The sequence below is a fragment of the Catenibacterium sp. RTP21428st1_D7_RTP21428_210409 genome (genome assembly GCF_040227455.1).
Taxonomy (GTDB): domain Bacteria; phylum Bacillota_I; class Bacilli_A; order Erysipelotrichales; family Coprobacillaceae; genus Catenibacterium; species Catenibacterium mitsuoka_A.
This window is the reverse complement of record NZ_JBEHVX010000006.1, coordinates 36,058-47,354: the sequence shown is the minus strand read 5'-3', so window position 1 is coordinate 47,354 and position 11,297 is coordinate 36,058. Positions and strand designations below refer to the sequence as shown.

The following is an 11,297-nucleotide window of genomic DNA, read 5'->3' as shown; positions in this document are numbered from 1 at the left end:
AACAACGAAAGTGCTAATAAGAAAAAATCAGTTCGTATTTCTAAAGCAGGTCAATATTTAAAACCTTTATTAGTTCAGTGTGCTCTTGGAGCAATCAAAGATAAGGAGGGCTATTTTGGAATTAAGTATTCTCGTATCAAAAAGAGACGAGGCCACAAGAAAGCCATTATCGCAATTGCAAGAATGATGCTTGTCAGTATATACCATATGATTCTTACTGGAGAGACATTTAATCCTTCAGATTATGAATCATTTAAAAATCCTAAGCCACCTATAAAGCAACAAGTTTTAACAGAAGAATCAGCGATAGAGTTTCTTAAGAAATCAGGTTTTGACGTTTCTAAATTAACTAAACCATAATATTCAATTATTCTATTTTTTCTAAATTATTCAAACTTATTTTTAAGTTTGTCTTTTTTTATACGTTTTGATTGATTTTTGTTTCACACTTTTGTCCTCCCTTTGTTTTTAATAATTCTTTCAGTGCTTTGTTTACCTCAGTAGTACCAAGTTCGATGGTTTTGCCATATCCCTTTGAAAGAACAACTTTGTCATTCCCATTTACGCCAAGGGTATAAACGTGCTCACCATACTTTTCATTTACTTTGTACCAAAGTTCTAAGGTTCTTTTTGAAATTGCATCTAAACCTTTCTTTGCTGTCATCTTTATGACACCTCCTTTTCTTGGTACTACATATATCACTCTAAAGGGAGTAAATAGCAAGTTAATTCACATAATAATGTGTACAAATAATAAAGGAAAAATCACTCTTCTAATTGTGTAGCCCATACAATTCCAGATAAAACGAATACTACATTAGGAAGAGCCACACCGTTGCCCCACATCTTATATTCTGCAGAATCACTGTGAGGATTTTTAAGCCATTTCATTATTTGATTATCTGATTTAGGTTTTGTACTTTTACCAATTGCTAATCGATGCGTTTCAAAAACATCTCTCCAAAAACTAATCTCATCATCTGTAGGATTTTCTGTTTCAAGATTATTGCACCAAAAGTCTGGGAAACCTTGAAGCCTTGCACATTCTGTAGGAGTAAGTCTTCTAACTATGTAGTGAGGTTCGTTTACAATCGGAGGGTCTTTATAGTCTGTAGCAACTAGAGTGTTCGCTTTTTCTTCTTCAGCTAATGTAAAAAAAGATGCTTTGCTTGAACTATAAACCGGATGAGCAACACCACTAGCTCCGGCAGCTACAATGGTAGGTTCAACTTCCTCTTCAACTTGAAAACTGAACTTTGCATTGTATCCCTGATTCATAGCAGGTCTACCAATTCCATAAGAAACAACTGCAACACCACCTTGATTTCTATCAGGAGTAGTTCCCCCGGTATCAAGAGTTCGAGATACATCCGTTTCATAAACATTGGCACGAGCATTCTTTGTACCTTCCGAAGTTAATCTCACATCAAAGCTTTTCACATTCGAAACAACGAAAGGCTGATTATTTCCGCCTGTACCATAAGTTGAAAGTACTGTTGGTGCTATTTCTTCTAATTCTTTGAATCTAGTATCTTGGCCATGATTTTCAAACATTACTCCATTTCTGCCTGTTGACATACCACAGTTCACACCCAAGGTGGATGCTACTTTATCGATTGAACCATTATATCCATCTATGCTGATGCTTGTGTTTTCAGTGCTTTCTCTAGAAGTGGAGGCAGAGTCTTTCCGCGAAGAGATGCTCTTTTTAGAATACCCAGACAAGCCTTCTGACTCAAATAATATTTTTCCTGCACTGAAACCTCCAAAATCTGCGACAAGGTAGATACGTCTTCTTCGTTGGGGTACTCCCCAAAATTGAGCATCAAACACTCGCCAAGCGACTGAGAAATCATCTCCCATGATTTTTCCTGCCCCCATCCACTTTGTAGGTTTAGGCACTGACAATGATCCATCTTTGATTTTGCAGATTTCTTCGATGACTGTTTTGAAGTCATCTCCTTTGTTGGAACTAAATGCTCCTGGCACGTTTTCCCAAACGATAAATCTAGGTTTTTCTCCATTTGTTTTACACCTCATTTCTTTAATGATTCGTATTGCCTCATAGAAAAGGCTAGAGCGAGAACCAGAAAGGCCATCTCTTTTTCCTGCAATACTCATATCCTGACAGGGACTTCCAAAAGTGATAATATCAACAGGTTCTATTTCTCCACCATTCATTTTAGAAATGTCACCATAGTGTTTTACAAACGGCATCCTTTTCGTTGTTACTCTAATAGGAAAAGGCTCAATCTCCGATGCCCACAAAGGGGTAATACCGGAAATCAAGCCTCCGAGTGGAAATCCACCTGAACCATCAAATAAACTTCCTAGTGTTAATTTATTCATTTTTCTCATCACCATCCTCAACTTCTTTTACTAAAGCAGAGTATGGAATTTTCTCACCATTTCTAGTAACAAAGACATTATCACTATTACCCGTATCTTCCACATATCTTCTAAGGATGACTGATGCATATTTCTCATCAAGTTCCATCGTATAGCAAATACGATTTGTTTTTTCACAGGTCATCAAAGTAGAACCACTGCCACCGAATGTATCAATAACGATTGCATTTTCCTGACTTGAATTTCCAATAGGATAAGCAAGCAAATCTAACGGCTTAGAAGTTGGATGATTTTGATTCTTCTTTGGCTTATCAAAATTCCATATCGTAGTTTGACTTCTACCTGCATTCTTACTCCAGTAGTGTTTGCCATTTTGAAGGAAGCCATAAAGCACCGGTTCGTGCTGCCACTGATAATCAGAACGTCCTAAGACAAGCGAGTTCTTTACCCAAATACAACATCCAGACAAATGAAATCCGGCATCAATGAATGCTTTTCTAAAATTAAGTCCTTCAGTATCTGCATGGAACACATATGCAGCACCACCTTTTTCCAAATGGTCTGCCATATTTTGAAATGCAGAAAGCAAAAATTCATAAAACTTATCACTTTTCATCTTGTCATTTTTAATTGAAAGGCCATCGGAACTTTCAAATGATACATTGTATGGTGGATCGGTTAAAACTAGATTTGCTTTCTTTCCATCCATTAGAGTAGATACATCTTCTTCACTTGTAGCATCACCACACATAAGTCGGTGTCTGCCAACGCTCCAAATATCTCCTCGTTTGACAAATGCTGCTTTCTCTAATGCCTCGGATAAATCATAATCATCATCTTTCACATCAGAAGTATCATCACTTCCAAATAACTCAGCTAGGTCATTTTCATCAAATCCGGTTAATGCAATATTGAAATCCTCACCTTGTAAAGATTCAATCTCAATACGAAGTAATTCTTCATCCCAACCTGCATCCACAGCCATTCGGTTATCTGCCAAGATGTATGCTTTCTTTTGTGCCTCGGTTAAATAATCAACAAACACACATGGTACTTCTTTGATTCCTTCTTCTTTAGCAGCAAGGATTCTTCCATGACCTGCGATAACATTTAACTCTCTATCAATAATAACCGGATTGATAAAACCAAACTCTCGGAGGGAAGAACGAAGTTTCATTACTTGTTCTGCAGAGTGGGTTCTTGCATTATTGACATAAGGAATAAGCTTTGAAACTTCTACAAGTTTCATCTCAGTTGTTGTTTTACCCATAGATACCTCCTAAAAAAGCCCCCATTCAGCAAATTTCTCGAAACCACCGACAGAGTGAATATGCTCTCTTGCAATTTCAACGATTTCACTATATGGTTTTCCATCAATCGTATCATCACCAATTGCACAAACAAGATTTACAGTTTTTCCGGTTTCTTGTGCCTTTAAAAATGCGTAGATATTTACAGATACATCTGCTTTGGATAAGTCTTTACCATGAAGACCACCGCCGGTTACTGAATCCCCCATATCAGAACCAAGTTTTCTATTAGTTGCACCTGTATCAACATCAGTTCCACCCGTCCAATCACCAAGAGGATTGATTTGAGCATTTGGATATGTAGATTTTAAATCTGTGGTTTTTGCGTTACTTTGACAAATGATAAGTCTATCTCCATCAAGAATGTACTTTCCATCGTATGGGTAAGCGTCATAGATTTCATTTGCGATAACGGATAACATTTTTTGTTCAGATGTTAAAGGTACACCTTTGAAGATTCCGTTATCCCCACATTTGATTTTTTCTTCTTGGTTCTTAGCAAGATGTGTATCTTGAGGAACAATCACTATATCGAGAGTAACATTCCCTGCAATACGAGTAATTGCACCTTCAATATCTTTTGCATCAAGGCTTGCTGATGTTTCAATAATCGCATGGCACACACCATGTCCGATTAAGACTTCTACGGCAATCTTTGGATTTTCTTCTTTTCCATATGCTAAGTCAACAATCGCTCCGGCAATTCTATCTGCAATTTTATCCGGATGTTTTGGATTTACTTTTTCAATCATATCTATCTTCCTTCCCTTGCTCTTAATAAGCGTTCCATCAAATCATTTTGTGGTGCAGCATCGTCATAATCAGTACTGCAGTTTTCCTTAACGATTTGAAATATTTCATTCCATAGCCTTACAGCTTGGTTCATATAGTTAATGCCAATGTTAATAAATGGAGATGGTATAGGTTTTCCTGTTGTTGGATGCTTGGAAAGAAAACCAAGTTTATTAGTCATTTCTTCGCACTGAATCCAACGAGCAGAACACATCGCATATCTCTCCAATAACTGAGGGGATACTTTAGATGCACATCCTATCTTTTTAAGCCATTTCCATGTTTCTTCATAAATATCAGATGCTTGAAGTTCTTCTCCGTCTCTTTGTTTGGCAGACAAGAAATCATGTGGCTTTGGCATCTCCACGCCTTCAACATCTGGTATATCTAGAATTTCTAATTTTCTACCACCAGGATTTCCACTGTTTGCTTTATCTTTTACAGCTGATTTTTTACGACCTGCACCCGGTCTTGCACCACCGCGGCCGCCTATATTATTTGATTTTGTAGGCACGTCTCGTCATCCTCCTTTAATTACCCTTTTGAATACGCTTTTTTTACACAGAAGACCCCACGCCGTTCCACGGTAATCTCATTTGTAGAGATTTTGACCGCCCCTAGGCTTTGTCTTCATATTCATAAATTCTATGTTTTTTGCCATTTTGATAATCTCCACGCTCTCCATGAATTTTTGCATGACATGATTTACAAAGTGATATTAGATTACTTCTATCATGTGTTCCACCCTCAGCAAGCGGTAACTTATGATGAACCTCATCTACCGGAACAATGATTCCATTCTTAAAACACAATTCACAAAACGGATGCTCTTTAACATACTTATCACGGATTCGTTTCCATGCTCGTCCATACCTACGGCGTACAGCTTTATCTCTACCATACTTCTCGTAATCTTTATTCATTTCCTTTTCGTGTTCCTCGCAGTATCTTCCTTCGGTTAAATTGGGACAACCGGGATAGCCACAGGGTTTCTTCGGTTTTCTTGGCAAGTTTGCACCTCCTTTTTTAGTTGTTTTCATTGTGTAGTTGTATACTACTAAAACAACTACACAATAAGAAAAGCCCTTGAAGAATTGCTCCAACAAAGGCTCTTTGCTTTTTTATATATTTTTCTACAATACCATTTTACTACTTTCGCTTAGGAACTAACAGTGGCCTGAGGGTGAACTAGGGTGGCTTCTTTCAAAATGTTCTAAAGCTCTGGCATGAACACGCTTAATCCATCTATGTGAGTAGTTCATTTCTCTTGCAATGTCCTCAATTTTCATAAGTTTAGAATATCGATACCTAAGTACTAATTCTTCGATTGGGTCTTCCATACCATCAATTGCTACATCAACTTCATGTTTTAAATACTCTAGCTTTGCATAATCATTTATGAGTTGTTCTTCTAGAACATTTATCTTTTCAAGATACCTTTCAAAGGGTGCTTTAGTATTTCTTGTAGCTGCATAATGAGGCTCAAAACTAGGCGATGCTGGACAACTTGCAAGTTCTCGATAGCACTGTATTCTCTTCTCTTTTATTTTAATTAGCCTTTGTAGTTCGAATGGTTGATTTAAAAATTCTTTTGCTGTCATATCTGACACCTCCGATTTTTCTTTCCCTCGGATTGTCAATTTTTGTCTTTGATTTACAATTTTGCTTTTACTGCATCGATTAAACTGCTTTGAGTTTTATCTTTTCGTTTTAATGCTTTCAAGATATCTTCATCAATCGTACCTTTGGTAATAATGTGATGAATAACAACTGTGTCATTTTGACCTTGTCGATATAACCTTGCATTGGTTTGCTGATAAAGTTCTAAGCTCCAAGTAAGACCAAACCAAACAAGTGTAGAACCTCCGCTTTGAAGATTTAAGCCATGACCTGCACTTGCCGGATGAATAACTGCTACAGGGATTTCCCCATCGTTCCAATCCTTGATGTCGTTAGAGGTTTTGATTTCACGAACTTCAAATCTTTCTTTTATGCGTTCTAGATCATGTTTAAACCAATAAGCTACAAGTAGAGGTTTTCCATTTGCACTCTCAATCAAGTCCTCAAGTGCATCTAACTTTCTATCATGAATTGTTACAAATTCTTTATCCTCAAGATAGATTGCACCATTCGCCATTTGCGATAATTTATTAGAAAGCGATGCTGCATTGGCTGCTGTAATCTCTCCATCCGGAATAGAAAGTACAAGTTCTTTTTTCAAGGTTGTATAACTTTTCTTTTCCTTTTCTGACATTTGTACCACTGTTTCACATTCAATTAATTCTGGCATTTTTAAATGGTCAGTAGCTTTCATTGAAATTGTTATGTCAGATATTTTTTCATAAATTATCTTTTCTGCAGAAGGAAGAGGCTTATAGCTATAAACAATAGGACCATTCATTTTATCAGGTGTAAAGTATGCATTTCGATACTGTCCTATAAATCTTCCAAGTCTTACTCCCATATCTAAGATTTTGAATTCTGCAAACAGATCCATAAGTCCGTTACTTGATGGTGTTCCTGTAAGTCCAATTATTCTTCTTATTTTAGGTCTAACCTTCATCAATGACTTAAATCGTTTAGAACTATAATTCTTAAAAGAAGAAAGTTCATCGATAACAACCATATCAAAGTCAAATGGAAGTTTACTTTTCTCTACAAGCCAAGGAATATTCTCTCGATTGATAATATAGATATCTGCGTTTTCTTTTAATGCAGAAGTTCTTTCTTTTTCTGTACCTACAACCACTGAATATTTAAGATCAGAAAGATGGCTCCATTTTTCAATTTCTTCTGGCCATGTGTTCTTAGCCACTCGAAGAGGTGCTATAACTAAAACTCGATGTGCATCAAAATAATCAAATAAGAGATTATTGATTGCTGTTAAAGTAATGCTTGTTTTTCCAAGTCCCATATCAAGTAGTAATGCTGCTATTGAATTTCTTTCGATAAAGTCAGTCGCATATTTCTGATAACTATGTGGTTCGTATTTCATCAATAACACCTCCAATTTGCTCCATCCCATCAATGACATAAACTCGAAAGCCAAGCCCCATCAATAATTTATGCCTAGCCACTTGCAAAGGCCTCGGTTTTTTATTTGGTGCTTTCAATTCTATAAAAGCAAACTTGCCTTTTGGTAGAAGAACTATTCTATCCGGCATTCCTGAAAAACCAGGAGATACGAATTTAGGACAAATGCCACCATGCTTTTTTACAGTATCTACAAGTTTTTGTTCTATTTCTTTTTCTCGCATAAATACCTCCAAAATCTATAGTGGTGGAGGTCGATGAAGTCGTTTCTAAAACTTTATATAGAGTGATTTTTTACTAAAATTTCTGCCCTAAAGGGGTTTTATATAATAGACCTCCACGACCTCCATCTTCTAATCTAGAAAGTCCGATTTCAAACGAATTCCAAGCACAAAATTGCATCCTTTCGTTTTCTTTCTTTTAAACCCTGCATTTTCTATTCCTGTATAAAAATCTGTGGTACTTCTTGTATACTCTCCGGTTCTTGCACAATAAGAACGATACTCCTGATAAAATTCTCCCGACTTTTGCTGATAAGAATCATCTACTTCACAGCATTCTTCAATAAAACTAGAAAGCCAATCATTGTTTTCACGATATTTATTTATGGCATCCTCAACAACCTTGGGATTTTTTATCTTAAAGTTATTTTTGATAGCCTTTTGTGCTCCATCAATAATCCATGAAAGAACAGCACCACCTGCGTTTTCATAAAGATAATCAGCATAATTTTTCTTATCAGCACTACCGGTAATCTTTGCATTAAAAGGAATAACAATAAGTCTACGCCAAGTGCCATCATCATTTGCTCCTACCTTTGGAAGATGATTTGTATATAAAACTAGTGTGTGAGTTGGCACATATTTAAATGGATCCTTATATTTCTTTTCTGCTGAAACCTCATCCGTAGAACAAAGCTGCTTAACGATTGATGTATTTAGACGCATTCCTTCTTCAAGTTCTGCTGCTACCACTAATCGTTTACCTTTAAGTTCTGCCATTTCCGGTCTGACATTTCGTTTACAACCAACAGTCAATGCATCTGCTGAAATTGCACCACTATAAGTTCCAAGCACTCGTGCTATGGTATTCCAGAACGTACTTTTACCATTGCTGCCTTCACCATAAGCAATTACAAGTGCCTCAACATAAACCTTTCCGATAGCAGAGAGACCTACGATTTGTTGTACATAATCAATAAGTTCCTTATCTTTACAGAAGAAATTTTCTAAAGCATCAAGCCATAAATTCATGCCCACATCATTTGGAGAAATTGCCGTCACCTTTGTGATGAAGTCCTCCGCTTGATGTTCTTTACTACTTCCATTTCTTAAATCATAAGTACCATCAGGAGTATTTAGCAGAAACTCCTGAACATCAAAATCTGTAATTTCCTTAAGTAGCATAGGTTTTGCGGCTTGCAGTGCAGAAGTTACGTATTTCATATCTCTTCTTTTCATAACGAATGCGTTATATTTTGATGCCATCATAAATTCCTTGAACGCTCTTTCACTGTTTTCATCAATTGCTTTTTCAAGAGTTTTTCCTCCTGCCATAATGATTTCTTTATCTATTCCGTCATCAAGAAGTGATTTCTTAGCTTTTTCTACTGCTGCCAATGACTCATTTAGTTGTTTATCCAAAAACTCTTCACAAGCACCAACAGCAAGTTGCTTTGATTCTGACCAATGCGTACCGTCATATCTTAAATAATCGGTCGAGTCTGTATAAGCAAGTTCGCCTTTATATTCACGAACGAGCACCTTAGCTTGTCCAATATCTGAATAATCATCTGGTTTTAAGCTGTATCCTTTTTCAAAATCTTCTGGAGCAATATATCCTTCTTGTGCTTGCACCTTTTTACCAAATTTAATGGCACTGCTCCAAATCAAAGAGAGTTCATTATCTTCTAATGGTGGATTACATAGTTTAGCTTTTTCAAGATAGATTTCATGTGCTTTATCTGTATTCCCATATCTCTTAATCAAGCGTCCGGCAATATGACTCATCGTGTTGTTACGAGAACCCTCACCGATACTTTGAGTAGCATTATCAAACTCTTCAAAATCCAACTCATCTAACAAATCCACAATCGACCTAGTTCCTTCATGCCAAATAATATCTGTTGGCGTATGACCAAAAATAAACCTTGCGGCATCAAGTGCATTATCATCAAAGAAAGTCATAACTTCCTGCAATCTCTCTTTGATACCTGCACATTCTTCAGCTACAGTAATTGGCTCATGTGGAAAGTAGATATGATGTCTTGGTCTTGCTGATTTATTACCTTTATCCTTACCATCGTTCCTACTCGGTACTACGATATAACTGACATCAGGAAATAAATCTTCATACATCTTTGGATAAATCCAATCTTTAGAATCATCACTATGGTCGTTGTCACAGTCCATGACCTCTACATCAGAGGAAATGAAATCATCAACACTTCGATGACAATTCTTAAACTCACCACATACATGATCTCTAGCAATGGTAGCAAGCATATCGTCCTTATTATTGATTTCGGATTTATTTGGGTAAAGAGAATTGGCTGGATTACCGACACAATTTGCAGTGTAAATAGTTAATTTCATTATGCTTGCTCCTCCATTTCTTCAGAAAAATATCTAATTTTCATTTTTCTTCTTTTGGCAATATCAATTTCTCTTTGCATTCCATCAGAGAATTCTTTACCAAATACCCATAGTTCTCTGCATTTACCTAAAAGTACATAGTTAATCGTATGAACGGCTAAGTATCTCTCATTTGGATCAGCGTCATTCATAAACTGTGGGTATAAAAGGTGGGGAGCAATAGGAATTGTCATGTTATCAAGTGCAAATCTGCAGTACTTACGAGCATTTTCTACATTTGTTTTTATATCCCCACGATACTTACTACAGATGTAAACAAGCGGTCTATATTCCTTATTAGTCATTCTATTGCACCTCTTTTTCTATCATCGGTAAGATGCCATCTTTTTTAAGCAAGTCGTAGATAAACAAACGTCCTTTTTGTGTCCAATAGGTATGTGGTTTGGAATGAGTGCTTCCGTCTGAACCTCCATAGGTGTGTGTTTTCGTTGATGTCAGTCCCATTTCTGCATATTCCTTATACAAAAGCCAAATCTTCTTACCTTGTTTAAACTGAATCCCTTTTTCATGAAGATATTGATTCATATAATTGGCAGTCCAACCATAGTCTTTAGCAATTACAGAAATAGCAACTAAATCTTTACAATTTAAAACCACATCGTAGTAACTTGCTTTGGGTTTCATTTCTACAATTTGCTGATTCTGAATAGCAATTGTTTCTTGAAGCACTCTTGCCTTTTCTCTTTCTTCTTTTAACTGAGTAAGAGCAGCAATAAGCATATCTGGATTATTAAGTAATTCGTCTACTGCATAAGCTCCATATTTACGAATACTAGGTAATACTTCCGATGTTACCCATCTCTTAAACTTCTTAGCATTTGGCATTTTGCTTGAAAGAATTAAACTGTAAAGACCACTTTCGTTTATAACCGTCAATCCTCTATTTGGAATTTCTAAGGTCGCGTTTTCCGACCTTTGGATTACAGTTCTGTCTTCCTCATCTACATGAGTCGCAATTGCATCTTTAGTATTGCTGTAACCAAGAATCTCTGCTACGTCCTTTCCTACAAAATATGGCTCTCCATTTATCGTTAGTGCGCGGATAGAACCAAACTCCGCTTTTGTAAATTTTCGCAATTCGTTCATTAGAATTACCTCCTGTTATTTTTTTGAGGGCTATTCCTCTAAATAACAGGCAAAGAAAAATGGCAGGATTTTA

General features: G+C 36.5%; 12 protein-coding genes and 1 pseudogene. 1 reads left to right on the top strand and 12 read right to left on the bottom strand.

Annotated features, from left to right (window positions below; all coding sequences use genetic code 11):
• A pseudogene (locus tag ABUA27_RS01970) lies at positions 1-360 on the top strand (IS110 family RNA-guided transposase); the annotation flags it as partial.
• A gap of 58 nt (positions 361-418) precedes the next feature.
• Here ABUA27_RS01970 and ABUA27_RS01965 read toward each other — a convergent pair.
• The 12 genes from ABUA27_RS01965 to ABUA27_RS01910 form a co-directional block, all read right to left on the bottom strand.
• A complete protein-coding gene (locus ABUA27_RS01965; protein ID WP_349820122.1) occupies positions 419-664 on the bottom strand; it encodes a hypothetical protein in 246 nt (81 codons plus the stop codon).
• Between the two features lie 101 nt (positions 665-765).
• On the bottom strand, positions 766-2,358 hold the full coding sequence (locus ABUA27_RS01960) for a DNA cytosine methyltransferase (protein WP_349820121.1): 1,593 nt from the start codon (positions 2,356-2,358) through the stop codon (positions 766-768).
• Positions 2,342-3,619 (bottom strand): site-specific DNA-methyltransferase, encoded by a 1,278-nt coding sequence (locus ABUA27_RS01955; protein ID WP_349820120.1) that lies wholly within the window; start codon positions 3,617-3,619, stop codon positions 2,342-2,344. Before ABUA27_RS01955 ends, ABUA27_RS01960 begins: the two co-directional genes overlap by 17 nt.
• A gap of 9 nt (positions 3,620-3,628) precedes the next feature.
• Positions 3,629-4,411, bottom strand: a complete 783-nt coding sequence (locus ABUA27_RS01950) for an S-adenosylmethionine synthetase N-terminal domain-containing protein (protein WP_349820119.1) — start codon at positions 4,409-4,411, stop codon at positions 3,629-3,631.
• 2 nt (positions 4,412-4,413) lie between these two features.
• Positions 4,414-4,965, bottom strand: coding sequence for a P27 family phage terminase small subunit (locus tag ABUA27_RS01945; RefSeq protein WP_349820118.1), 552 nt, complete (start codon positions 4,963-4,965; stop codon positions 4,414-4,416).
• 103 nt (positions 4,966-5,068) lie between these two features.
• Entirely contained in the window at positions 5,069-5,491 is a 423-nt protein-coding gene (locus ABUA27_RS01940; RefSeq protein WP_502879941.1) for an HNH endonuclease, read from the bottom strand.
• Between the two features lie 126 nt (positions 5,492-5,617).
• Positions 5,618-6,052 (bottom strand): hypothetical protein, encoded by a 435-nt coding sequence (locus ABUA27_RS01935; protein WP_349820117.1) that lies wholly within the window; start codon positions 6,050-6,052, stop codon positions 5,618-5,620.
• A 53-nt stretch (positions 6,053-6,105) separates the two neighbouring features.
• Positions 6,106-7,446 (bottom strand): DEAD/DEAH box helicase, encoded by a 1,341-nt coding sequence (locus ABUA27_RS01930; RefSeq protein WP_349820116.1) that lies wholly within the window; start codon positions 7,444-7,446, stop codon positions 6,106-6,108.
• Positions 7,427-7,708 carry a VRR-NUC domain-containing protein gene (locus ABUA27_RS01925; RefSeq protein WP_349820115.1) on the bottom strand — a complete coding sequence of 94 codons (282 nt, stop codon included), beginning with the start codon at positions 7,706-7,708 and terminating at the stop codon, positions 7,427-7,429. The genes ABUA27_RS01930 and ABUA27_RS01925 overlap by 20 nt, the downstream gene beginning before the upstream one ends.
• 129 nt (positions 7,709-7,837) lie before the next feature.
• Positions 7,838-10,078: a phage/plasmid primase, P4 family gene (locus ABUA27_RS01920; protein ID WP_349820114.1), complete on the bottom strand. Its 2,241-nt coding sequence runs from the start codon at positions 10,076-10,078 to the stop codon at positions 7,838-7,840.
• Positions 10,078-10,422: a DUF7768 domain-containing protein gene (locus tag ABUA27_RS01915; protein WP_349820113.1), complete on the bottom strand. Its 345-nt coding sequence runs from the start codon at positions 10,420-10,422 to the stop codon at positions 10,078-10,080. The genes ABUA27_RS01920 and ABUA27_RS01915 overlap by 1 nt, the downstream gene beginning before the upstream one ends.
• 1 nt (position 10,423) lies before the next feature.
• The gene (locus ABUA27_RS01910; RefSeq protein ID WP_349820112.1) at positions 10,424-11,224 is read right to left on the bottom strand and encodes a phage antirepressor KilAC domain-containing protein; all 801 of its coding nucleotides are present in this window, start codon (positions 11,222-11,224) and stop codon (positions 10,424-10,426) included.
• Positions 11,225-11,297: the final 73 nt, after the last annotated feature.

What these genes read in the sequence shown, in the direction of transcription:
- ABUA27_RS01925 (WP_349820115.1), bottom strand. Translation starts at nt 7,708, where the DNA reads ATGCGAGAAAAAGAAATAGAACAAAAACTTGTAGATACTGTAAAAAAG.
- ABUA27_RS01940 (WP_502879941.1), bottom strand. Translation starts at nt 5,491, where the DNA reads ATGAAAACAACTAAAAAAGGAGGTGCAAACTTGCCAAGAAAACCGAAG.
- ABUA27_RS01915 (WP_349820113.1), bottom strand. Translation starts at nt 10,422, where the DNA reads ATGACTAATAAGGAATATAGACCGCTTGTTTACATCTGTAGTAAGTAT.
- ABUA27_RS01955 (WP_349820120.1), bottom strand. Translation starts at nt 3,619, where the DNA reads ATGGGTAAAACAACAACTGAGATGAAACTTGTAGAAGTTTCAAAGCTT.
- ABUA27_RS01960 (WP_349820121.1), bottom strand. Translation starts at nt 2,358, where the DNA reads ATGAGAAAAATGAATAAATTAACACTAGGAAGTTTATTTGATGGTTCA.
- ABUA27_RS01965 (WP_349820122.1), bottom strand. Translation starts at nt 664, where the DNA reads ATGACAGCAAAGAAAGGTTTAGATGCAATTTCAAAAAGAACCTTAGAA.
- ABUA27_RS01950 (WP_349820119.1), bottom strand. Translation starts at nt 4,411, where the DNA reads ATGATTGAAAAAGTAAATCCAAAACATCCGGATAAAATTGCAGATAGA.
- ABUA27_RS01920 (WP_349820114.1), bottom strand. Translation starts at nt 10,078, where the DNA reads ATGAAATTAACTATTTACACTGCAAATTGTGTCGGTAATCCAGCCAAT.
- ABUA27_RS01910 (WP_349820112.1), bottom strand. Translation starts at nt 11,224, where the DNA reads ATGAACGAATTGCGAAAATTTACAAAAGCGGAGTTTGGTTCTATCCGC.
- ABUA27_RS01935 (WP_349820117.1), bottom strand. Translation starts at nt 6,052, where the DNA reads ATGACAGCAAAAGAATTTTTAAATCAACCATTCGAACTACAAAGGCTA.
- ABUA27_RS01930 (WP_349820116.1), bottom strand. Translation starts at nt 7,446, where the DNA reads ATGAAATACGAACCACATAGTTATCAGAAATATGCGACTGACTTTATC.